The 21224-nt window shown below is 61.4% G+C and carries 23 protein-coding genes; 11 read left to right on the top strand and 12 right to left on the bottom strand.

Annotation, left to right across the window (positions count from 1 at the left end):
• Positions 1-119 precede the first annotated feature (119 nt).
• Positions 120-437, bottom strand: a complete 318-nt coding sequence (locus tag ACX3OZ_RS20065; RefSeq protein ID WP_459105378.1) for a hypothetical protein — start codon at positions 435-437, stop codon at positions 120-122.
• Between the two features lie 128 nt (positions 438-565).
• Between ACX3OZ_RS20065 and ACX3OZ_RS20060 the strand changes: the two genes are divergently transcribed.
• Positions 566-1117, top strand: a complete 552-nt coding sequence (locus tag ACX3OZ_RS20060) for a recombinase family protein (RefSeq protein ID WP_459105377.1) — start codon at positions 566-568, stop codon at positions 1115-1117.
• A gap of 131 nt (positions 1118-1248) precedes the next feature.
• Here ACX3OZ_RS20060 and ACX3OZ_RS20055 read toward each other — a convergent pair whose 3' ends face one another.
• From ACX3OZ_RS20055 to ACX3OZ_RS20045, 3 genes are all read right to left on the bottom strand, one after another.
• Positions 1249-1722, bottom strand: a complete 474-nt coding sequence (locus ACX3OZ_RS20055; protein ID WP_459105376.1) for a hypothetical protein — start codon at positions 1720-1722, stop codon at positions 1249-1251.
• 155 nt (positions 1723-1877) lie between these two features.
• Positions 1878-2888, bottom strand: coding sequence for a CDF family Co(II)/Ni(II) efflux transporter DmeF (dmeF, locus tag ACX3OZ_RS20050; RefSeq protein WP_459105375.1), 1011 nt, complete (start codon positions 2886-2888; stop codon positions 1878-1880).
• 9 nt (positions 2889-2897) lie between these two features.
• On the bottom strand, positions 2898-3164 hold the full coding sequence (locus ACX3OZ_RS20045) for a metal-sensing transcriptional repressor (RefSeq protein ID WP_459105374.1): 267 nt from the start codon (positions 3162-3164) through the stop codon (positions 2898-2900).
• A 232-nt stretch (positions 3165-3396) separates the two neighbouring features.
• Here ACX3OZ_RS20045 and ACX3OZ_RS20040 point away from each other — a divergent pair, with 232 nt between their 5' ends.
• Positions 3397-3780, top strand: coding sequence for a DUF983 domain-containing protein (locus ACX3OZ_RS20040; RefSeq protein WP_459105373.1), 384 nt, complete (start codon positions 3397-3399; stop codon positions 3778-3780).
• 35 nt (positions 3781-3815) lie between these two features.
• On the opposite strand, the gene ACX3OZ_RS20035 is transcribed toward ACX3OZ_RS20040, so the two are convergent.
• The gene (locus ACX3OZ_RS20035; protein ID WP_459105372.1) at positions 3816-5192 is read right to left on the bottom strand and encodes a tyrosine-type recombinase/integrase; all 1377 of its coding nucleotides are present in this window, start codon (positions 5190-5192) and stop codon (positions 3816-3818) included.
• Positions 5193-5456: 264 nt separating this feature from the next.
• On the opposite strand from ACX3OZ_RS20035, the gene ACX3OZ_RS20030 reads away from it, so the two are divergent.
• From ACX3OZ_RS20030 to ACX3OZ_RS20005, 6 genes are all read left to right on the top strand, one after another.
• Positions 5457-6158: a carbonic anhydrase gene (locus ACX3OZ_RS20030; RefSeq protein ID WP_459105371.1), complete on the top strand. Its 702-nt coding sequence runs from the start codon at positions 5457-5459 to the stop codon at positions 6156-6158.
• A 93-nt stretch (positions 6159-6251) separates the two neighbouring features.
• A complete protein-coding gene (locus tag ACX3OZ_RS20025) occupies positions 6252-6845 on the top strand; it encodes an exopolysaccharide biosynthesis protein (RefSeq protein WP_459094214.1) in 594 nt (197 codons plus the stop codon).
• Positions 6842-8560: an alpha/beta hydrolase gene (locus ACX3OZ_RS20020; protein ID WP_459094213.1), complete on the top strand. Its 1719-nt coding sequence runs from the start codon at positions 6842-6844 to the stop codon at positions 8558-8560. The genes ACX3OZ_RS20025 and ACX3OZ_RS20020 overlap by 4 nt, the downstream gene beginning before the upstream one ends.
• Positions 8561-8631: 71 nt before the next feature.
• A complete protein-coding gene (locus ACX3OZ_RS20015; RefSeq protein ID WP_459105380.1) occupies positions 8632-9759 on the top strand; it encodes a winged helix-turn-helix domain-containing protein in 1128 nt (375 codons plus the stop codon).
• Positions 9760-10052: 293 nt separating this feature from the next.
• Complete coding sequence (gene pncB, locus ACX3OZ_RS20010) at positions 10053-11363, top strand: nicotinate phosphoribosyltransferase (protein ID WP_459094212.1); 1311 nt, start codon at positions 10053-10055, stop codon at positions 11361-11363.
• A gap of 108 nt (positions 11364-11471) precedes the next feature.
• A complete protein-coding gene (locus ACX3OZ_RS20005) occupies positions 11472-11732 on the top strand; it encodes a hypothetical protein (protein ID WP_459094211.1) in 261 nt (86 codons plus the stop codon).
• Here ACX3OZ_RS20005 and ACX3OZ_RS20000 read toward each other — a convergent pair.
• The 4 genes from ACX3OZ_RS20000 to tsaB form a co-directional block, all read right to left on the bottom strand.
• Positions 11686-11964 carry a hypothetical protein gene (locus ACX3OZ_RS20000; protein ID WP_459094210.1) on the bottom strand — a complete coding sequence of 93 codons (279 nt, stop codon included), beginning with the start codon at positions 11962-11964 and terminating at the stop codon, positions 11686-11688. The two genes, ACX3OZ_RS20005 and ACX3OZ_RS20000, sit on opposite strands and share 47 nt — an antisense overlap.
• A gap of 114 nt (positions 11965-12078) precedes the next feature.
• Positions 12079-12468: a Fur family transcriptional regulator gene (locus ACX3OZ_RS19995; RefSeq protein ID WP_459094789.1), complete on the bottom strand. Its 390-nt coding sequence runs from the start codon at positions 12466-12468 to the stop codon at positions 12079-12081.
• 90 nt (positions 12469-12558) lie between these two features.
• Positions 12559-13038: a ribosomal protein S18-alanine N-acetyltransferase gene (gene rimI / locus ACX3OZ_RS19990; RefSeq protein ID WP_459094209.1), complete on the bottom strand. Its 480-nt coding sequence runs from the start codon at positions 13036-13038 to the stop codon at positions 12559-12561.
• Positions 13035-13643, bottom strand: a complete 609-nt coding sequence (gene tsaB, locus ACX3OZ_RS19985) for a tRNA (adenosine(37)-N6)-threonylcarbamoyltransferase complex dimerization subunit type 1 TsaB (RefSeq protein WP_459094208.1) — start codon at positions 13641-13643, stop codon at positions 13035-13037. The genes rimI and tsaB overlap by 4 nt, the downstream gene beginning before the upstream one ends.
• A 268-nt stretch (positions 13644-13911) precedes the next feature.
• Here tsaB and lnt point away from each other — a divergent pair, with 268 nt between their 5' ends.
• Entirely contained in the window at positions 13912-15528 is a 1617-nt protein-coding gene (gene lnt / locus ACX3OZ_RS19980; protein WP_459094207.1) for an apolipoprotein N-acyltransferase, read from the top strand.
• A 495-nt stretch (positions 15529-16023) separates the two neighbouring features.
• Here lnt and ACX3OZ_RS19975 read toward each other — a convergent pair whose 3' ends face one another.
• Positions 16024-16770, bottom strand: coding sequence for an NADPH-dependent F420 reductase (locus tag ACX3OZ_RS19975; RefSeq protein WP_459105370.1), 747 nt, complete (start codon positions 16768-16770; stop codon positions 16024-16026).
• Positions 16771-16868: 98 nt separating this feature from the next.
• Here ACX3OZ_RS19975 and ACX3OZ_RS19970 point away from each other — a divergent pair, with 98 nt between their 5' ends.
• Complete coding sequence (locus ACX3OZ_RS19970) at positions 16869-17243, top strand: winged helix-turn-helix transcriptional regulator (protein WP_459105379.1); 375 nt, start codon at positions 16869-16871, stop codon at positions 17241-17243.
• Between the two features lie 327 nt (positions 17244-17570).
• Here the strand turns inward: ACX3OZ_RS19970 and ACX3OZ_RS19965 are convergent, their stop codons facing one another.
• Positions 17571-18467, bottom strand: a complete 897-nt coding sequence (locus ACX3OZ_RS19965; RefSeq protein ID WP_459105369.1) for an SMP-30/gluconolactonase/LRE family protein — start codon at positions 18465-18467, stop codon at positions 17571-17573.
• A 124-nt stretch (positions 18468-18591) separates the two neighbouring features.
• On the opposite strand from ACX3OZ_RS19965, the gene ACX3OZ_RS19960 reads away from it, so the two are divergent.
• Positions 18592-19503 carry a LysR family transcriptional regulator gene (locus ACX3OZ_RS19960; protein ID WP_459105368.1) on the top strand — a complete coding sequence of 304 codons (912 nt, stop codon included), beginning with the start codon at positions 18592-18594 and terminating at the stop codon, positions 19501-19503.
• A gap of 270 nt (positions 19504-19773) precedes the next feature.
• Here the strand turns inward: ACX3OZ_RS19960 and ACX3OZ_RS19955 are convergent.
• The coding region (locus ACX3OZ_RS19955; protein ID WP_459105367.1) for a hypothetical protein at positions 19774-21224 on the bottom strand (1451 nt) is incomplete at its 5' end.

The following is a 21224-nucleotide window of genomic DNA, read 5'->3' as shown; positions in this document are numbered from 1 at the left end:
CCGCTCGGTGATCTGACGAACCGCGTCCCGCTTGAAATCGTCGCTGAAATTGGCTTTGCCCATGTAGGCCTCCTTGCCTCAAAATTAGGAAGGAAGGCGTCTACAAATCTAGGGGCTATTCAGTCGGAAGCCTCGAAGACTTCCCAACTGTCAGGATTACCGGTGGTCAGCGCCTCACCTATGCGCTGCTTATCGTGCTGCGCTAGACCCTGGAGAGCATCCGAAATGGGCACCGGCGCGACCACAACGAACGTGTAGCTGGCGCTGGAGCCCCGAAAGCCCCCATTGCTGCGCACCTTCCTCACCTCGTGGTGGCAATGGCTCAAGAGCTTGGCCAGGTCGTAGCGGTGCAGGCTTTCGAGGAAGCGCTGGGCTTCATTGGTGTTTTGCATCCCCTGATGTCGCAGCACGCCAGCGGTTTGGTCAATACGCTTCACGGCTGTCCTAAAAGGTATACCCATGGCGGACGGCTAGAAGTCCAGTCGATGTGTCCGATATGAATTGACTTCCTATTTATCAGACACTATTCCGATATGGCCTTAGATATTTATCGGACACCTCCACTATGAAGATTGCTTACGCTCGCGTCTCCTCCACCGGCCAGAATGAAACCGCCCAGGTGGACATCCTCAATCGTCACGGTGCCGATGAGGTGTTCATTGAGAAGGCCAGCGGCACCAGCCGGGATGGTCGGCCAAAGCTGGCTGAGGCCATCAAGTTCGCCCGTAAGGGTGATGTGCTGATGGTAACCCGCCTGGACCGCCTAGCGCGCTCAGTGTCTGACCTTCACGCCATCAGCAAGGAGCTGGAGGCCAAGGGGGTGGACCTCATTGCCACCGAACAGAACATCGACACCACCACGCCCATGGGGCGGCTCATGTTCAACATGCTTGGGGCCATTGCCGAGTTTGAGACGGACCTGAGGAAGGAACGGCAGGCCGAAGGGATTGCCAAGGCGAAGACTGAGGGGCGCTATAAGGGTCGCCCTGTGACGGTGGATGGTGAGGCTATCCGCGCGGCTTTGGCTGCTGGGGACAAGCCTATGGCCGTTGCCAAGCGGTTCAATGTGGCCCGCTCAACGGTGTATCGGGTGATGGGTGAGGCGGTCACAGCGTAGGCCAGGTGAAAAGAAAGCTGGGGACGGCAAAGCGTGGGTGAGCGTGCCTGTTAGGTGGGGCGCTCTATTGGTTTTCAACCTCCCCGACACGCCACGGGACCGCTATAGGCGTCGTTTCTCCATCGGCCTGCTCATATCCCGCATTCAACGGCGAGAGCCGCGTTGCTATCAATGCGCTCGCCATTCTGGTCCACCAGCACCATGCCGGACGCCGAGACGGTTTTGCCTGAGACCTCTAGGCGAAACTCCTCCGATACGAAACGTCCTGCCTTTACCCGCCGCTCAACCGTGTCAAAAGGGCCATCAGCGCCCAGCGCCATGGTCATCTCATTGGCGGTTGAGGACAGCTCAAAGAAGATTTTCTCACCGTCTGGAGCCGTGCCCGGCCCGCTGATCTCGATGTCATCGAAACCGTCCTCGTGGTGGAAGCCGCAACTTGTCGGCTTTAGAATATAGACCCCAGCTTTGGTCACTACAGTGCCGACAGCCACCGCCGCAGTCTCGATAGCTGGGGGCGCGTTGGCCGCTTCTGGGGTGCAGGCGGTTAGCATTAAGATTGGCAGCGCCGCTTTTAGCCCGCCTGTGGCCCATTTCATTTTGGTCATAATCACTTCGCCTTCACATCCGAACCTCCAGACTAGCCGATAGGGTCGATGCTTGCCCCGTCCGTTTGGAAGGGAATGGGCTTGGCAGCTTAGCTCCCATTCTCGGGCGGACTAGAGCTGCCAGCCACACCACCAGATCGCAACCGGGCCGGAAGCTATCGCCGCAGAACCTCAACCGTGATGTGCGAGAGTTCACTGATGGGCGCGAGCTTGGCCTTGTACCAAGCAGCGGGGCGCGGGTTCTCGCTTATCACCGAGACGATGAGCGCCAAGTGGCCCGGTCCAACCCGCCACAGATGCAAGTCAGATACCTCGTCGGAGCCCAGCTCCAGGATGCTTCGCACTTGATCTGCGGTCCCGTCATTGGGAACTCTGTCTAGCAGTACCGCGCCTGCCCCCTTGAGGAGCTGCCATGACCAGCGAGCAATCACGATGGAGCCGAGCAAACCAACTGCTGGGTCCATCCATAGCCAACCGAAGTTCCGGCCCGCGACCAGCCCCACGATGGCCAGCACCGATGTCAGCGCATCTGCAAGGACGTGGAAATAGGCTGCTCGCAGGTTGAAGTCGGTTGTGGCCGTCTTGGCCGCACTGGTCGAAACGTCATGTGGGTGATCATGGTGGTGATCGTCATGGGCATGGGCATCGCTCTCATGGCTGTGGCCTGCGTGGCCGTGCGCGTGGCTGTGGCCGTGATCATGGCTATGACCGCTGTCATGCAACAGAAAGACGCTGGCGATGTTCACCAGCAGCCCAACCACCGCGACCGCGATTGCTTCATCAAAGCGTATGGTCGTGGGATTGGTCAGCCGGACGATGCACTCAAATCCGATCATCACGGCGACGACTGCCAGAATGACCGCGCTGGTGTAGCCAGCCAGCTCACCGAGTTTGCCCGTGCCAAAGGTGAAGCGTTCATCATTGGCATGGCGGCGAGCGTACATGTAGGCCACGGCTGCGATTGTTAGAGCACCCGCGTGAGTGGCCATGTGGAAACCGTCAGCGAGCAACGCCAGCGAACCGAACGCGGCACCGGCTGCGATCTCCGCAAGCATCATCGCGGCGGTAAGGGCAATGACCCACCACGTTCGACGCGCATTGCGGTCGTGATCATCGCCCAGAAAGACGTGGCTGTGCTGCCCGGCTGTGGCCGTCTCGAATGCCATCTTGGTGTCCTATAGGTACTTCGTGATTTCGCGGAACACGGCCAGCTTGTCCTTCACTTCTGGAGACAGCGCATCACTGCCGTCACTGAGGTGATGGTCGATATGGTCGATGATGATGAGCTGCTTGGCCTTCTCCAGGGCCTTGATGACAGCCTGCATTTGCTGGGCAATGGCGAGGCCATCTTTGCCCTCTGCTACCATCTTGACGACTGTGCTGAGGTGCCCCTCTGCTCGGCGCAGGCGGGAGTGGATTTGTGGGTCATTGATGTGGCTCATTGTTCAGAACCTATCCCCCCGGAGGGGATATGGCAATTGTCCACAGGGCGGTATCAGCACAGGCCCAGCATGAGGCCACCAAGGCCAACCCGCCACCGAGCTGCTATATTTGGCCGATGACTCAGCCAATCCCGTCTGCAACACTCCTAAAGCCTAGCTTTCAGCAAAGCCTTATGCGCTCTTTACGGGTGCGCTGGCCCCTGGTCGGGTTGGTGCTGGGCGGAGCAAGGCGATGACAGCAAATAGCGAACCGACACGTCATGCGGCATGGCCAGCGATCTGGCGCGGTATGCGGTGCAAGTGCCCTCGCTGCGGTGAGGCATGGCTTTTCCATCACTATATCGAACAGGTTGACCAGTGCCCCGCCTGCGAGGAGCCGCTTGCCACCTACAAGGCGGGGCTGCTTCTGCCCTTGGTGGTCATCACGCTGATGGTTCACATCATCGGGTTTGTGATGCTTGGGATGGAACTCGACGGGCATGGTAGCCCGCTGGTCTATCTCTACGTCCTCGTGCCGCTCTCCATTATCGTCCCGCTGGCCATTCTTCCATCGAGCAAGGGAGCGATTATCGGGCTCTTCTGGGCCAAGGGCTGGAGTGATGAGCTTGAACGCTAGACCTGACCATTGAAGGCTAAGGGCCAAGTCATGCGTTACGAGATGCCCAGCTTCGGTAGCGGCAACTGCACCGCCTCAACACACGCCCTAGCCTGTTCGATGAGTGGGCCTGCTGAGTACACCCCCAGCGTCATCCCCGACCGCTTGTGACCCACCACAACGGCGATGGTACTCTCTGGCTGCCCTGCCTGTTCGGCCTTCGTCACAAACCAGCGCCGGAATGAGTGGAAGTTGACCAAAGATCGCCTGCGACCCTCGATCACATGAGCAACCCCGACTGCCCGTCGATACTTCGTGAAGTCGGTTGAGGTATCAAATGACCGCTCCCGCTTGGTGCTGGAGTTCTTTGCTCCCGGCCACTCAGGGAATAGTGGCTCATCCGGCCCCCTGCCCTCAGTGCGCCTGGCCACGATCTCTTCCAGGTCGGGATGGATGGGGCAAAGCCGTTCGGCCTTTTCCTTCTTTTGGGGCTTGAAGACGAACACACCATCGGGGCGGCAGTCTTTTACCCGAAGGCAGACGATGGGGTCCAAGCGGCATCCTGTTAGCGCGGCAATGCGCATGATGTCATGCATCTCCTGGGGAGCATCCCCATTGAGCAGCTTCAACACCTCGTCATCAGTGAATGGACGCTCGCCCTCACCGTGCGGCGTGGGAGGCACCGCTAGGGCCACGCCCTGCCATACATCAAGCGGCACCTCTTCCCGCTTCTCCAGCCATTGCCAGTACCGGGACAACCGCCTCAGGTACTTGTTCAACGTCACCGGGGAGAGTTTGGGCTCCAGGACTTGCAACCCATCCGAGAAGCGGACCGCCGCCTTCTTGTTGGAGAAAGACTGTAGCAGGAAGTCCACCCCCTCATCGCCACACCACCGCTTGAGCAAAGCCAAGGCCCGCGTGTCGTCGCCCTGAGTGCGCGGCTTAACCGTCAACTGGGCCATGTACTGGGGATGGAAGCGGTCGATTGGTGTGGCCTTGCCCGCCACCACCTTGACGAACTGTTCGGCCTGCTTGACCTTCTCAGGAGCATAGCGCGGGCTCTCCTCCCCAGTCTCGGGGTCGCGGTCAATGCCAGCGGCCCTGCCCAACACCGCTTCCAGGGCGACTGACAACCCCTCATCAATCGCTTCTAGCTCCTCATCAGTCCGCGCGTTGTGGCGCTGGCGCTTAAATTCTTCAGCCAATGTGGTGAGGTCCGAACCACCTCCCGTGCCCTTGGCGATCAGGGCGCGGAAATCGTTCACAATCGACCACTTCAACTGATTAGCGATGGTCAGACTATCGGTGGGGAGCTGCTGCTTGAGGCGCGTTCCCAGCGCGTCGTGGAGATGCCGGGGGACAGACACAGTCACCCGCCACCTTCCCCTATGCAGCTCCAGATATTGCTTGTCGTTTGCTGCCGATCTAGCCATGAAATCCGCCTTGCGTACCCCAGTACGTACCCCATTGACGTACCACTAACCCACTGATAGACCGTTACATTATTGAACTGCAAGGGAAATTTGGTCACCTATGTTAGTGCCCTCTAGGCTCCACCATTTCCGCCTCGATTTTGCATTGAGATTATTCGCCCCCGGGCGACACTCCCTTCCCAGACTGCAGCTACGGCCTTCACGGGTTGTTCAGCCTTTTTGTGCTTCCTCTGCGCGACCAAATCGGTTCGGGGGGACGACGCAGTGCTGACGCGGAGAGGATTTTGTGGGGGCCTGCTGGGCGCGCTGTCGGCTTCAACGGCCGTGCTGGCCAATGGCACCGAATGTGCGGTCTTCACCCCACAGCGGCAGCATGAGCTGTCGCCCGGCGCGGCGCTGGACTTGCTCCGGGCCGGCAATGAGCGGTTTGTCGGCGGCCACACCATCAATTGCAATTTGCTGCAGCAGGTGCACGAGACCGCCACCCATCAAGCCCCGTTTGCCGCCATTGTCGGCTGCATCGATTCTCGCGTGCCGCCGGAATTCGTCTTCGATCAGCGCATCGGCGACGTGTTCTGCGCCCGGGTGGCCGGCAATTTCGCCAATGTCGATATCCTGGGCAGTCTCGAATATGCCACCGAAGTGGCCGGCGCCAAGGCGATCATCGTGCTCGGGCACAATGGCTGCGGCGCCATTCGCAGCGCGGTGGACGGCGTCAAGCTCGGCAACATCACCGCCATGCTGGACAATCTCGCTCCGGCGCTGGCGAGCATTGATGCGGCCGATGGCGAGCGCAGCTCCAAAAATGCCGGCCTGGTGCAAAAGGTGGCCGAGGCCAATGCCAGGCTGACCGCCGCGAGTCTGACCCAGCGCAGCCCGATCCTGCAAAATCTGGTCGATAGCGGGAATTTGTCGATCGTGGCGGCCATGCATGACATCACCACCGGCCGCGTCGCCTGGCTCTGATGCGTCCGGCTCTGTCAAAAACATCGTGAAACGTTGTTCTTCGGGGGCTAGGGTCGCTAAGGTTGCGCCAAATGCCATCACCCAGCAGGTCCCGTGTCTCCCGTAGAAGTGCGCATCGCCGCGATTGCCGAACGAATCAGGCAGGCTGAGGGGCTGACCGCCGGCAGTCTGATCGAAACCCTTGGCCATGCCTCCTATCCCATGGTCATCCTGGTGCTCAGCGTGCTCAACATGCTGCCGGGACCGCCGGGCTATGGCGGCACGCTGGCGCTGGCCATCATCGGCACCACCCTCGCCATGCTGCTGGGCAAGCCGCTGCAGGCCGGCGGCTGGGTCGGGCGGCGGCGACTGCCGCAGGCGCTGCTGGGCCGGATGATTCGCCAGCTGCAATGGCTGGCCGGGTTGATCGGCCGGATTTCGCGGCAGCGGCTGGGCCTGCTCACCGGCCCACGCTCGGAATGGCTGACCGGGATCTTCATCCTGCTGATCAGCCTGCCGATGGTGTTGCCGATTCCCTTCATCAATGCCGTGCCCAATACCGGCATTGCCGTCATTTGCGTATCGCGCATCAATCGCGACGGGCTGGGGGTGCTGCTGGGCGGCGCCATTGCGCTGCTGGGCCTGGCCATCGCCATTGGCGCGGTGTGGGCGGCCATTGTGCTGGCCCGCAGCATGGTGGGCGCATGATCGGGGCGCCCCAGGTCCGGCAGGTCCGCTACGCCGCGGGGCAGCAGCTCGACCGCGTCTCCACCGGCGGCTGGCTGCTCGGCCTGCTGTTTTTCGCCCTGGCCCTCACGCCATCGCTGATTCCCCGCCATTTCCTCACCCAGGGCATTTTATGCGGCTGCACCTTTGCCGCCGGCTATGGCATCGGGGTGTTTCTCGAATGGCTGTGGGATTATCTCGAACTGCGCTGGTCCAGCCCCAAGCTGGCGCAATGGATCGGCCGCATCGCCGCACTGGCCTGCCTGGGGCTGGCCATCGTCTTTCTGTGGTTCTCCACCGGCTGGCAGAATTCGATTCGCGCCGCCATGGGCGTGCCGCCGGTCGAAGCCAGCCAGCCGCTGCTGGTGGCGGCGATTGCCGTGTTGCCGGCCGGCCTGCTGATCGGGCTGGGCACGCTGCTGGTGCAAGGGGTGCGGCTGGTTTCCGGCTGGCTCAATCGCATCATTCCACGCCGGGTGGCGCTGACTGGGGCGATTCTGCTGGTCGGGCTGCTGGCGATGACGCTGGGCCAGGGCGTGGTGGCGCGGGGTGCGCTTTATGCCGCCGACCGCTTCTACGGCAATCTCGACCGGCTGGCCGGCAGCTATGCCGTGGCCCCGATCGATCCGCTGCGCTCGGGCAGCGCCCCGTCTTTCATCCCTTGGGACACGATTGGGCTCGACGCCCGCATCTATGTGCAATCGGGGCCGACCACCGAAGAAATCGCCGCCATGACCGGCCGCCCGGCCATCGAGCCGCTCCGGGTCTATGTCGGGCTGCGCTCGGCCGAGACCGCCGAACAGCGGGCCGCATTGGCGCTGAAGGAAATGGATCGCGTCGGGGCCTTCGACCGTTCGGTGCTGGTGCTGGTGATGCCGGTCGGCACCGGCTGGGTGGAGCCCGCCGCTATCGATACGCTGGAATTCCTGCATGGCGGCGATGTCGCCACCGTGGCGGTGCAATATTCCTATCTCACCAGCTGGCTGTCGCTGGTGTCGGAACCCGATGTGGGGGTGGAAACCGCGCGCGCCTTGTTCACCGCCGTCTATCACCGCTGGACCGCCATGCCCAAGGAGAGCCGGCCACGGCTTTATCTGCACGGGCTGAGCCTTGGCGCCTATAGCTCGGCGGCCTCCAGCACGCTCTACGACATCCTCGCCGATCCCTTCGACGGAGCGCTGTTTGTCGGCACGCCGTTTGCCACCGCCTCGTGGCGCGCCGCCACCGTCAACCGCAATCCGGGCTCGTCCTGGTGGCGGCCCGAAGTGGGCGATGATTCCATCGTGCGCTTTTCCAATGGCGGCGGCGATCTGATGGCAGATCCCCATCCCTGGGGGCCGTTGCGCACGGTCTATCTGCAATATCCCAGCGACCCCATCGTGTTCTTTGAGCCCGCCATGCTGTGGCGGGCGCCGGTCTGGCTGAGCGGCCCGCGCGCCGAAGGCGTGTCGCCGCTGCTCGACTGGTATCCGGTGGTCACCTTCCTGCAACTGGCGCTGGATATGGCGCTGGCCCAGACCGCGCCGATCGGCTTTGGCCACGTCTATGCCCCGGAAGATTATTTCGACGCCTGGGTGCAGGTCACCGCACCCACCGGCTGGACCCCGACCGAGCTGGCCGCCTTGCGGCAGAAGCTCAGCCGTCACGGCGAGCGGGCGCTGATCGAAGGGGGCTGGTTCCGCACGCCGCATGATTGACGCCGGGGCGCGCCGCCGCTCATGCTGGCCCTCCGCCAGATTCGGATAGGACCTTGCCCAAAGCCCCCCTCATGCTCGACCAGACCCGCGCCCGCCACCTCTGGCTCCGGGCGCAAAAGCTCGACAGTCTGGCGCCCTTCGGCGACACGCCGGCGGCCACGCCCGCTGCCATCGCGCATCTGGGCTATGTGCAGATCGACACCATCAACGTCATCGAGCGCTGCCACCACCACATCCTGTGGTCGCGCATTCCGAATTATCGCCGCGGCGACCTGAGCAGCGCCCAATCCACCGACAAATCGGTATTCGAATATTGGACCCACGCGCTGAGCTACGTCCCCAGCGCCGAACTGCCGTATTTCCTGCCGGCGATGCAGCAGCATCGCGCCAATCCCGGGCGCTGGTTCGGCTCGGTCACGCCAGCCGAGAGCAAGACCATGCTGGCCCGATTGCGCGCCGAAGGACCGCTGTCGATCCGCGACATTGGCGACGATGTGCTGGTCGACAAGAACCATCCCTGGGCCAGCCGCAAGCCGAGCAAGCGCGTGCTGGAGATGATGTTCTATCAGGGTCTGGTCACCATCGCGGCGCGGCAGGGCATGCTCAAAACCTATGATCTCACCGCCCGCCATTTCGGCTGGAGCAAGGTGCCAAAGCCGGCCACTGAACGGCAGGTCACCGCCTATCTGCTGGATCGCGCGCTGCGCAGCCAGGGCATCGTCAGCCTCGATTCCATCTGCCATCTCGACGCGCCGCGCAAACCGGCAATGAAGGACCTGATCGAGAGCCGCGTGCGCCGCAAGCTGCTGGTGCCACTCACCATCGCCGGCAATGACAAGGTGCAGCATTGGGCCAGCCCCGAAACGCTCGATGCAGCGGCGGGCGAGCCGCCCAATCTGGTGCATATCCTGTCGCCCTTCGATCCGCTGATCATCCAGCGCAAACGGCTGAAACTGTTCTTCGATTATGATCATCTGTTCGAAGCCTATCTACCGGCGGCCAAGCGCCAGCTCGGCTATTTCGCCCTGCCGGTGCTGCTGGGCGACCGCATCGTCGCAGCCTTCGATCTCAAGACCGACCGCGGCAAAGGAAAATTGCTGATCCAGCAGGCGAGCTGGTTCGAGGATGTCGGCGTCGAGGGCAAGGCCGCCATCGACGCGGCGCTGGGGCGGTTCGAAGCGTTCCAACTGGGCGCCTAGGCGCTGGCCTTGTGGCCCCAAAAAACACGGTGTCATCCCGGCCTTGAGCCGGGATCCATCCTGAGATCCATTCACCGGCACCATCTCAGGATGGGCCCCGGCTCAAGGCCGGGGTGACATCGAGGGTGGGGCTCGCTCCAGTGCCAAATTGCACCCTCATGGTGAGGTGCGAGGCCCTTGCCGAGCCTCGAACCACGAGGGCGTGCCCCCTACGTGCCACCGAACTCTTTCGCAGTCTCTTCCAAACCCCTGCCCCGCAGGCTAAAAGCCAAGCCGCAGAGTGGAGAGACCCCATGGCGACCTATACCGACATTGCCCGGCGGGTGTATAACCACACTTGGAAGCTCGACCCCATCGTGCGCAGCCTGCTCGATACCGACTTCTATAAGCTCCTGATGCTGCAGATGATCTGGGGGCTCTATCCCAAGGTCAACGCCACCTTCTCGCTGATCAACCGCACCAAATCGGTGCGGCTGGCCGATGAGATCGACATTGACGAGTTGCGTGCCCAGCTCGACCATGCCCGCACTTTGCGCTTTTCCAAGAAGGAAATGATCTGGCTGGCCGGTAACAGCTTTTACGGCAGCAAGCAGATTTTCACCCCGGCCTTCCTCAAGCGGCTGGAAGATTTCCGCCTACCCGAATATTCGCTGGAACAGCGCGACGGCCAGTTCGTGCTGGAATTTCCCGGCCTATGGCTGGAAACCGCGATGTGGGAAATCCCCGCTTTGGCGATCATCAACGAGCTGCGTTCGCGCGCCGCGATGAAGCATTACGGCCCCTTTGCGCTCGACGTGCTCTATGCCCGCGCCAAGGCCAAGATGTGGGGCAAGGTCGAGCGCCTGCAAAAGCTGCCCGAGCTGAAAATTTCCGATTTCGGCACCCGCCGCCGCCATTCCTTCCTGTGGCAGCGCTGGTGCGTCGAAGCGCTCAAGGAAGGCATCGGCGACGCTTTCACCGGCACCTCCAACGTCAAGCTGGCGATGGATAATGACCTTGAGGCGCTGGGCACCAATGCCCATGAGCTGCCCATGGTGCTGGCGGCCTTGGCCACAACCGACGACGCGCTACGCGCCGCGCCCTATCAGGTGCTGCAGGATTGGGAGAGCTATTATGGTGGCAATCTCAAGATCGTCCTGCCCGACGCCTTCGGCACCGACGCCTTCTTGCGCGATGCGCCCGACTGGGTGGCCGACTGGACCGGCTTCCGCCCCGATAGTGCCCCGGCGATTGCGGGCGGCGAACGCATCATCGCCTGGTGGAAGGAACGCGGCCGCGATCCGCGCGACAAGCTGCTGATCTTCTCGGACGGGCTCGATGTCGACATGATCGAAGAGGCCTATCTGCATTTCGACGGCAAGGTGCGCATGGCTTTTGGCTGGGGCACCAATCTCACCAATGACTTCGAGGGCTGCGCCCCCGATGGCCGCAATCCGGGGCTGGAGCCGATTTCCATCGTCGCCAAGGTCAGCGAAGCCAATGGCCGCCCGGCGGTCAAGCTCAGCGACAACCCGGCCAAGGCCACCGGCACGCCGGAAGAGATCGCCCGCTATGTGCAGATTTTCGGCGAATCTGGCCGGGTCGAGCACGCGGTCAAGGTCTAGCCGCCAACCCCATTATCGGCCGTGGAGAAACCCTGTTCCTTCGCAGGCGTTAACCCCTTGGGAACCAAGCCGGACTAGCGTTTTGGCGGGGGCTCCTCAGGAGCCAAAATGACATTGCAGCTCATCGACATCGCCGTGCGTGACAAGCAGGCCCATCCGCGCCTGGCTGGCCGCATGACCGGTCACGTCCGGGCGGTGCTGTCCGAAACCCTGGGCGGGCAGGACCAAACCCATGAATTGGCGATTCCGGTATGGGCCGATGTGGCCGATGGCGCCAGCGATTCCGATATCGACATGGCCCTGATGCTCAAGGCCGCCGCCATCATTGCCCGGCTGAAATCGAGTCTGGCCGAGCCGCCGGCGCCTTAGCCGTGGCCAGCGCCGCCATGAAGGCGCGCTGCTGAGCGCTCAAGCCACCGGGGCGGCGCTGCGGCGGCGCCGGGGGCTGTTCCACCCGGATATGGCGGTATTTGGGGGCATGGGCGTAATAGCGCGCCGAGCGCTCCAGTTCGGCCTCGGCCCGCACCCGCCGCTCGTCGCGCACAAACCAGACCAGTGTCGCGATGACGATCGCCCACATTGCCAGCAATTCCCAAGCCATAGCCGCCTCCGCCTTGCCAGCAGTCATAGCTAACAAAACATTAACCGCCAAAGCAAAGCCGGCATTAGCCTTACCGCCTAAAATTTTAGGCTTCGGCCGGCAGCAGGCGGACGATCATTTTTTGGTCGTGTCGGGGCTTTCGATGGGCACGGCATAGAGTTCGAGCCGGTGGTCAACCAGGCGATAGCCCAGCCGCTTGGCGATGACCTCCTGAATCGCCTCGATTTCCTCATTGCGGAATTCAATGACGGCGCCGCTGCGGATATCGATCAGATGGTCGTGATGCTCGTCGGGGATCAGCTCGAAGCGCGCCCGGCCATCCTTGAAGTCATGCTTGGTCACCAGCCCCGCCTCCTCGAAGAGGTTGACGGTGCGATAGACGGTGGACAGCGAGATGCGATCATCAATCGCCGAGGCGCGGCGATACAGCTCTTCGACATCGGGATGATCGGAAGCCGCTTCGATCACCTGGGCGATGACGCGGCGCTGCTCGGTCATGCGCATGCCCCGGGCAACGCAGGCCTCTTCCAGCGTCGGGTCAGTCTGGCTCCTGCTCACGCTGCACCTCCCTGCGGGTTGCCTTGAGCGACCGGGTTACCCAAGATCGCGCGCCATGACAAGCGCGGTGGCCTGCGACCCATCGGCTTTGGGATAGTAGCCCTTGCGGCTGGAAATGGTGGCAAAGCCCTCGCGCTGATACAGCTTGATCGCCGCCGCATTCTCCTCGCTGACTTCCAAAAACATCCGCCGCGCCGGGCTGAGCAGCAAATCGTTGAACACCGCCGCCAGCAGCGCCTGGCCGACGCGCTTGCCGCGAAATTTGGGATCGACGGCGATGGTCAGCAATTCGGCCTCGTCGGCCACCACCCGGATCAGGGCAAAGCCGGCAATGCGCCGCCTGGCGTCGCAGGCGACATAGACCGGCGTTGCCGCGTCAGCGAGAAAGCTCTCGAATTCTCCGCTCGGCCAGCCGCGATAAAACCCCTGCGCATGAATGCGCGCCAGCTCCTTGGCGTCCCCCATGCGACCCGGCTCGATATGCAGCCCCGCCGGGGCCATCCACAATTTGATCATGCCCCAAGCCTCGCAATGCGCGCCGCACTCTGCGGCTTGGCATCGGCATCGCGGATATAGTTCGGCTCGGGCGGATGGCTGACTGGGTCGAGGCTCGCACCAAACCCCGCCAGCAAGGCAATATCGACAAATGGGGTTTCGAGCAGTGCTGCGCCCGACTGAATGGCCGCCCGCGCCTCGTCCATCGCCAACAGCGCGCCCGCGCTCAGCGCCACGCCCGGCGCGGTGAAATTCTGCACATAGGCCTCGCCGCGTCGCGCATCGAGCAGCACGGTAGACGCCCCCTCTGCCGCTAGCGACAGCGCCACCAGACTCGACACCCCAACCACCGGAATGCCCCGCGCCAGCCCGATGCCGCGCGCCGCCGACAGCCCGATGCGCAGCCCGGTGAACGAGCCCGGCCCCGTCGTCGTCACCACGCGCTGCAAATCGGCATAGCCCAGCCCATGGCGCACCAGCAGCGTTGCGATGCGCTCAAAGATCAGTTCGGCATGGCCGGTGGCCAAATCATCGACCGACACATCCACGCGCCCATCGCCCAGCAACAATCCCAGTTGCAGACGCGGCGCGGCGGTGTCGATGGCGAGAGTGATGGGCAGGATCATTGGTGCACACACTACCCCTCATCCGCCCTACGGGCACCTTCTCCCGCAAGGGGAGAAGGGGGGCTCAGAGAATGAGCTGACACGGTGCCTCCCTCGCCCCTTGCGGGAGAGGGACCGAGTTTCTGCGTTCAGCAGAAACTCAGGGTGAGGGGTCTGCGATGCCTCGGCGAATTCCTAAACCGCGCAAACGACCAAGTCCACCGCCTTGACGCCCTCTCCCCGGACAGCGATTTTGCCCCATGCGCCCTGATTCGCCGAAAGCCCCACGATGACCTGGCTGGCCGAGACCGCCATGCTGAGCCATGGCTGGCGCCGCTTCCTGCTGCTGGTGCTGGCCGGGGCCGTTGCCGGCCTGTCGGTGCCACCGCTGTTCATCCTGCCGGCGCTGTTCATCAGCTTTCCCATCTGGGTCTGGTGCCTCGATGGCGCCGAGCGACAGCGCGGCTGGCGCCGTCTGTTCGGCCCGGGCTTTACCATCGGCTTTGCCTTTGGCTGGGGCTATTTCACCGTCGCCTTCCACTGGCTGGGCGCGGCCTTCTTTGTCGATGGCGGCATCATGCTGGCCATCATGCCCTTCGCCATTCTGGCGCTGGCGGCGCTGATCGCCCTGTTCTGGGGGTTTGCCAGTGCCGTGGCGCAGCTGTTCTGGTCGCATGGCCCCTGGCGCATCGTCACCCTCGCCACATTCCTCACCATCGCCGAATGGCTGCGCGGCCATGTGCTGACCGGCTTTCCCTTCGATCTGCTCGGCTATGCGCTGACCCCGACCGACGAGATGATGCAGCTCAGCGCGCTGATCGGCATTTATGGGCTGACTTTGCTCGCGGCTGTGCTGGCCATGCTGCCGGCGCTGATCTGGCCGGCCGATGATCGCAGCCTCAGCCGGCGCCTGCTGCCGCTGTTTATCGGGCTCACCCTAATCGCCCTGCAGCTCGGCTATGGCCATAATCGGCTTGCCGGTACCATTGCCACGGAGCGCAGCGATATCGCGCTGCGGCTGGTGCAGCCGCTGGTTTATGAACATGCCGATTGGGGCAATGCCGACCCGGTGGCGCTGATCGACCGGCTGCTGATGCTGAGCGACATGCGCATGGACCCAGCCGATCAGGGGCTCGCCGATATCACCCATCTGGTCTGGCCCGAATCGAGCCTGCCGTTTTTCCTCTCCACCTATCCCGAGGCGCTGGCCCGTATCGCCAGGCTGCTGCCCGAAACCACCACCCTGCTGGCCGGCGCGCCGCGCCAGCAATATGAGCCCGGCGCCAGCACGGCCTCCGGCCCGCCCTTCAACGCCCTGCTGGCTATCGACACCAATGGCGAAATCATCGCCAGCTATGACAAAAGCCACCTCGTGCCCTTCGGCGAATTTCTGCCCTTTGCCGAGCTGTTCTCCCGCTTCGGCATCAAGCAGTTCGTGCCCGGCGCCGAGGGCTGGGGCCATGGCGATGCGCGCCGGCGGTTGATGAGCCTGCCGGCCACGCCGGCCTTCCTCGCGTTGATCTGCTACGAAATCCTGTTTTCCGGCGATCTGGGCGACACGGCGGGCGCGCAATTCCTCTTCAACATCACCAATGATGCCTGGTTCGACGGCTCCATCGGCCCGGCCCAGCATGCCCACCATGCTCGCGTACGCGCCGTCGAAGAGGGCATGAGCCTGATCCGCGCCGCCAATTCCGGCCTGACCTTCGCCACCGACCCGCTCGGCCGCATCACCGCTGCCCTGCCGCCCCAGCAAATGGCCGCCCTCGACGTCCGCCCGCATCAGCGGCTGGCCAGCACGCTGTTTTCACAATTGCGCTACTGGCCCCTGCTGATCGCGCTGCTGGCCGGGGTGCTGATTTCCATCGTGGTCAGTCGCGGCAGCCGGCGCCGCCGGATGGACTGAGGACGACCTCGCCTTCACCCCACCCACCGGGTTCACCCTCCCCCTTGCGGGGAGGGGGTATAGTGATATCGGAAATATTGTACCTCCATGACCACAGCATGTGAGGCCTTCACTCCCCCCTCATAGTTCCTATCGAGGATTGGGCCATTCGACTGGCTTAACTCGTAGAACATGAGAAGGTCGGGGTGGTCCGTTGCATATTCTCGTGTTCAGCATTTCAGCTTGCGACCCATATCGGTTATTCTAGTCAGCACTGTGATATGCTGAAAGCTGGCCACCAAGTCGTACCCGCGATGTCCAATATGGGGTGGATTGCGGGCCGGCGGCTTTTTCGGTCCAGGAGGGTAAGCGGACGTTGATATGTTGACCCGTTTGGCAGATCAACGCCCGCTCACGGACATGGGTTCTTTGTCAGCATTGCGATAGCTGGCGTTCTCCGAACGGGATCATGCCTGTCTACGGTGGCGGGTTCGCGTCAGGCTTACCCGCCACAGGTTACTTGCCCGCGTTCACTTTCCGGTTCGAGGCGACCATCTGATCGTGGGTTATGTCGGGGCCTAGGGCGGAATACTGCTCCATCATTCGGTCCCGCTTTGCGGCAGCTTCACCCCTAACCGCCGCGGCCAACGCCTCATCCATTTCGTTTGCATTCCAATCACAGCAGTAGGCCGGTGTGGAGGGCTCCTGGCGCCAGCTTTCTTCCAACGACCCGGCATCCACCGGCTCTAGCCCAACCTCATCCACGATTCCCATTACCATCCGCTTCTGAGCCGCATCGTCTCCCGCGACCGCTGCAGCGATGCGGTCTGGCGATCCGGACGGACGACCAAGATCGGCAAGGGTAGCAGCAAGGATATTGTTAAACGCTTTGATGATGGGGCGACCCAACTGCTGCGACACCCAGACGCTTTCGGTCATCCCGTCGTCTATCTCCGCGATTTTAGGATCGCGCATCCCCGGGTAGTAGTTGCCGGTGTCGACCACCGGCACAGTGGCAGGAACGTGGTCAAAGAGGTCCTTGGGCAAACTGGCGATAGCTGGAAATGGAATGGACAGAATGATGAGGTCGGCCCCGTCCACGGCGCCGTAAGCATCAACAGCAGTCGCACCGATCTCGGCTGCGAAGCCCTTCAACTTCTCTGCACCATCAGACTTGGTAATCCGCACATCGTGGCCGTTGGCCGCGAGTTTGCGTGCGAGGGTGCCGCCAATATTGCCGGTGCCAAAGATGCCGATTTTCATGTTCATACCTAGGTGTTGTTGCGTGTTCTTCGAGGTAGGAGTACGCGGTCGGCATCGCAAGTACCCACCTTTTGGTGGGTATAGCATTGGAGGCTATTATTCGGACCGAGCACGATTGGAACTGCCAGAACCCGGAGCAGCGGAAAGTTTGGGCTTCCGCCATTGGCGAGGCCCTAAGCGCCATTGAGGGCAAATGGAAGATCATCATCATATGTCAGCTGTTCGCCGCGCACGGTCCACTGCGGTTTTCCGAACTCGAGCGTCGGGTCGAAGGGGTGAACCAGAAGATGCTAATCCAGCAGCTCAAGGAACTGGAAAAGGACGGCATTGTTACGCGCACTGCCTACCCGGAGGTGCCTCCGAAGGTAGAATATGGCCTTAGCGAGCTTGGAAAGGCACTTGGCCCTGCCATGGAAGCGCTTATCGACTGGGCCCTCCAAAGGAATTCCGATGCCACTGGCGCGGGAAGATAGAGAACGGTCTGCTCCTGATCTAGCCGGGAGTGGCTGACTTGCCGAATGGCAGCTTCCGATCATTCGCCGTCAGGGCTCGAATGTCCGGCTTGGGGGCGGTTCCGGCCACTTCGGGATGGGTACCGGTCCGTCCGGTTTTGGATGACAGCCCAACATAGCCGACGCAATAGGCAGTGCGTTGTGGCGCGAATTGGGTCGGAAATCTAAGGCCGCTTGGTCCCAGCGGAGGACGCATTAGGCCCGAAATCGCCGGCGATACTCGGAGGGCGACAAGCCTGCCGGCCGCCGTGCGATACCGGCGGCCGTCCAGCTCAACGTGACCGACGCTTAGGGGAGAGGGAACTGCCGGACAGTAAACATCTCAGGAGGCGTGCGCTCGGCATCTGGGTTTAAGCCGTAAAAGTGCCCTTCGACAACGTAAACTGTATCTCCAATTTGGGCGACACCAGTTGGGCCGCCATCCAGATCACCAGCGATTTCGGTTACCTTTGCCAAGTCTCCGTCTATTGTCACCTGAACGACGCGATTACCCTGAGCTTCAGCAATCAAAAGGGACTGCCCATCCTTAGCCGTTCGCATGCCATCAGGTCTCTCCAGAGGCTGTGACAACGTCAGAGGTGTAAAACTCACGGGGCCTGCTTCAAGATTTATGCGATACAGCTCACCGGTTTGAAGGTTGTTGGCGTAGAGCGTTTCGCCGATGAACGCTAAGCCGTCCAAACCAGCGATCGCATCGTCCACCAGCACCTCTTCCAGCCCGGTAGCTGTAAGCTGGAAAAGTCGACCCGGAGCGGCGCCCAATTGAGTGACGTAGATCGTGCCATCTGGAGCAGCGGCTGCGTCGGAGCAAAGGCCGCCGGCAGGGAAATCGTAGGACGCAGTCTCTTCGCCATTGGCTAAGTCGTAAACCTTGAAAAATCCGGGCTCGTTCGCTCCGAACGGTCCGTTGGAGCAAACATAAACGTTGTTTTCGTGGGCGAATACGCCGGTCACAGCTGGGCCGATGTCAGTAATCCATGGCTCAGCTGATGTTGCTCCTGGAGCCACGCGGTAAACGATACCCTGGGTTATGCTGCTGATGAGCAAGCTGCCATCGGCAGCGGACGCGATGTTCTCTGGGAATACATCCGCTGCAATGGTGATGTCCTGCGCCAAAGCCTGACTGATCAGGCCAGCGCTAACACCGAGCGCCACCCCGGCGGCCAATAGGAAATTCTTGTTCATGAGCGTCCTTCCTCGTTGCGATGAGGTTCAAAGCATACCGGAAACGTCTAGAGGCGATACTCGACAGATCGTATAACGTTTATTCCCAGAAGGAATATGTCTTTTTCTCAGAAGGAATATGTCTTTGGATCACCTCACGCAGATCAAAGCTTTCAAAGGGGTCGCGGAGGAAGGGAGTTTCTCCGCTGCCGCACGAACGTTAGCGACAACCCAGCCATCCGTGAGCAAGGGGGTCGCTGAGCTCGAGACTCGCCTTGGCACCCGGCTACTCCACAGGACGACTCGTAGTCTGAAACTAACCGAGGCCGGAGCCGACTACTATCAGCGAGTGAAGCACTTGCTAGACCTATGGGCTGCGGCAGATGCCGAAGCTGCTGGTGAGGGAGCCGGAATCAAGGGCCGCCTTCGCATCAACGCTCCCGGGCTTTTAGCTGGCCGCTTGGTCATGCCCGCTTTGGTGGAATTTCGACAAAAGTTTCGAACGGTATCCGTAGAATTTGCCGTGGACGATCGACGGGTCGACCCCGTGCAAGAAGATACCGACATCGCAATCCGAATCGGCACGCTGGATGACTCCACTCTTCGGGTCCGCAGGGTGGGATCGGTGAGGACCGGGTTCTACGTTGCGCCGGAATATATGGCCCGCCAACGAACGCTTGCATCGCCGGCTGCTGCCCTGGAACTGGAATTGATCCGCTTCGCGGGCCAGAGTGCTTTCGGGCCTGTGACTGCGCCAATTGCTGATCTCGCCGACGAGGGCTTTTCTTTAACCTGGTCATCTTCGATCACCGTCAGCAACGGCTTGCAAGCCCGGGAGGCAGCTATTGGCGGTGCAGGAGTGGCTATTCTACCGTGGTTCTTGACCGCAGACGATGTCGCAAACGGTCAGCTATTGGAGCTTTCCACCGCGGCGAAACCACCATCCATGCTTATTCATATGCTGCACCCCTTTACCCGCGATCTGCCGCAGCGCGTAAAGGAGTTCATGGACTTTTCAATCGCGTATTGGCGTGAGATCGGACTGGTTGGCGAGTAGCCTTCCACGGTTAACATCGCCCTAGCCGGTTCTGATGGACGTGCGTTCGCCCATTAAGCGGAACGTCGCACTTCATTGTTGCAGGGCTCAGCGGCAGCTTTCAGGTGTTTGCGAACGGATTGCAAAGCTCTCGAACGGGGTCGCTTGCCGCCAATGCCGCTGATCTCGATGCCATATTGGCCCGCCATGGGATCGGAGGCGGAAGGATCTCTCTAGGATATGTAGGCAGCAAGGCTTTTGTTTTGGATGGCCAGCGGCTTCCCGCTAGTTTTAGAAACCTCCCTTCATTCTGCGCCTCAAATTCGAGGGATCAAGCCCATACAAGCGAGCCGTGGCACGCAACCCGATGTCTGCGATACTGGATTTTATTGCGGTGAGCTCATTTTTATCACCTTCGCCCTTAACTCTCGCTGCATCCCGAAGTGCCTGGAAAGCCTTGGAAATCGATTGTGTCTGGACACCTCTGGAACTTGGCTTTCCCCGTAGCCATGTGGTCAGTTTTGGCACGGAAATCTTGAGCTGTTTGGCGACGGCGTCCCGGCCGAGCTGGCTGGTTAGCGTGCTGAGCTCTGCACGTATCGCCCCGACCTGCTCTGGCGACTGACCGTAGTCTGGTGAGGCGTCGTCATCCAACCCGACAAAGAACTGCTCCTCCCATTTGTTGGCCTCTTTCCCGATGTGTTGAACGGCAACGGAAACTACGTGCCTGCGTCTGGTCGCGCCCTTATCGACATAGTCACCGTTCAAGAATTTGGCTTCCGGGTGCAGATGATATTGCGCGATGGCTTGCGCATAGGTTTTCAAAGCCGATGCCAGGATGGCGTTTCCGGTCTCCCGATCAAATGCCGTCGAGGCAGCGACTGCCGGGTCAAGATTGAATGGCGCAATTGGCTTGATTGGCTTTGGCGATCGCTCCCTGCCCGTCGGTTTCTGCTGGAGGATTTCTTCCCCGGCAGCGATTTGTCCTGCAAGTAGTGCTAGCAAGAACCCGAAGGGCTTCACCTGATCAGCGTAGATCCGATTCTGGTTGTACCGTTTGAACCAGGCTAACAGACGAGGTGATGTTGCCCCATAGCGGCTAATGGCAGGCAAATTGAGCGCCGGGTGAAAGGCTAGGTCAACTTGATCTGGCTGCCCAAAAAGCGCTGCACTGATGATCTGATACCAGAGATCGTGCTGCCAGAGTTCCACCCCAATCTTTAGCAGATCGAGTTCTGGTTCTGGGATGCCCATTGCGGGAGTGTTGGCATCGTAGGGCGCACGCAAATGGCCCAGCCCGTGTGCTGATGCCTTGCGCAAAACCGGCTTACTATGCCGGTCGAGATTGAACAGCGCATAACGTTTTGACGACACGGCCCAGCAAAACAACGGCATCAGTGTGCGAGGCTCAGTGGGGTGGTAATTCACATCCTCGACTTTGAGGATTGAACCGTCAAAATCATAGGGATTGAGCCCCTCGAACCACTCGGCGATCCGCTGCACTTTGTCGCTAAACTCCTCAGCCGACATCTCATCGGGTTTGGCGATGGCCATGCTGTCGGTATCGCAAAAACTCCAATCCAGCTTGGCATCGTCAACAAGCCGTTCCGTGATCGCCTGAGAGCGGCGGTGCAAAATTAGTCCACGGTAGCGGCGGGATAGTCCCGCTTCGGGCGGCGTAAAAGTCGGCCACCTATCTTCCTTCTGCGACGCTTGCAGGAGGGTTGGGGATCTATACCGTG

It is taken from the genome of Devosia sp. A369, assembly GCF_054489345.1.
Note: the sequence above shows the minus strand (reverse complement) of the source record. Positions and strands in the feature narration are given on the sequence as shown.

Excerpts from the sequence above, each read along its gene's own strand:
- ACX3OZ_RS20045 (WP_459105374.1), bottom strand. The coding sequence starts at position 3,164 with ATGAGCCACATCAATGACCCACAAATCCACTCCCGCCTGCGCCGAGCA.
- ACX3OZ_RS20005 (WP_459094211.1), top strand. The coding sequence starts at position 11,472 with ATGACATTGCAGCTCATCGACATCGCCGTGCGTGACAAGCAGGCCCAT.
- rimI (WP_459094209.1), bottom strand. The coding sequence starts at position 13,038 with ATGATCAAATTGTGGATGGCCCCGGCGGGGCTGCATATCGAGCCGGGT.
- ACX3OZ_RS19995 (WP_459094789.1), bottom strand. The coding sequence starts at position 12,468 with ATGCGCATGACCGAGCAGCGCCGCGTCATCGCCCAGGTGATCGAAGCG.
- ACX3OZ_RS20040 (WP_459105373.1), top strand. The coding sequence starts at position 3,397 with ATGACAGCAAATAGCGAACCGACACGTCATGCGGCATGGCCAGCGATC.
- ACX3OZ_RS19975 (WP_459105370.1), bottom strand. The coding sequence starts at position 16,770 with ATGAAAATCGGCATCTTTGGCACCGGCAATATTGGCGGCACCCTCGCA.
- lnt (WP_459094207.1), top strand. The coding sequence starts at position 13,912 with ATGACCTGGCTGGCCGAGACCGCCATGCTGAGCCATGGCTGGCGCCGC.
- tsaB (WP_459094208.1), bottom strand. The coding sequence starts at position 13,643 with ATGATCCTGCCCATCACTCTCGCCATCGACACCGCCGCGCCGCGTCTG.
- ACX3OZ_RS20055 (WP_459105376.1), bottom strand. The coding sequence starts at position 1,722 with ATGACCAAAATGAAATGGGCCACAGGCGGGCTAAAAGCGGCGCTGCCA.
- ACX3OZ_RS20015 (WP_459105380.1), top strand. The coding sequence starts at position 8,632 with ATGCTCGACCAGACCCGCGCCCGCCACCTCTGGCTCCGGGCGCAAAAG.
- ACX3OZ_RS20035 (WP_459105372.1), bottom strand. The coding sequence starts at position 5,192 with ATGGCTAGATCGGCAGCAAACGACAAGCAATATCTGGAGCTGCATAGG.
- pncB (WP_459094212.1), top strand. The coding sequence starts at position 10,053 with ATGGCGACCTATACCGACATTGCCCGGCGGGTGTATAACCACACTTGG.
- ACX3OZ_RS20060 (WP_459105377.1), top strand. The coding sequence starts at position 566 with ATGAAGATTGCTTACGCTCGCGTCTCCTCCACCGGCCAGAATGAAACC.
- ACX3OZ_RS20020 (WP_459094213.1), top strand. The coding sequence starts at position 6,842 with ATGATCGGGGCGCCCCAGGTCCGGCAGGTCCGCTACGCCGCGGGGCAG.
- ACX3OZ_RS19965 (WP_459105369.1), bottom strand. The coding sequence starts at position 18,467 with ATGAACAAGAATTTCCTATTGGCCGCCGGGGTGGCGCTCGGTGTTAGC.
- ACX3OZ_RS20000 (WP_459094210.1), bottom strand. The coding sequence starts at position 11,964 with ATGGCTTGGGAATTGCTGGCAATGTGGGCGATCGTCATCGCGACACTG.
- dmeF (WP_459105375.1), bottom strand. The coding sequence starts at position 2,888 with ATGGCATTCGAGACGGCCACAGCCGGGCAGCACAGCCACGTCTTTCTG.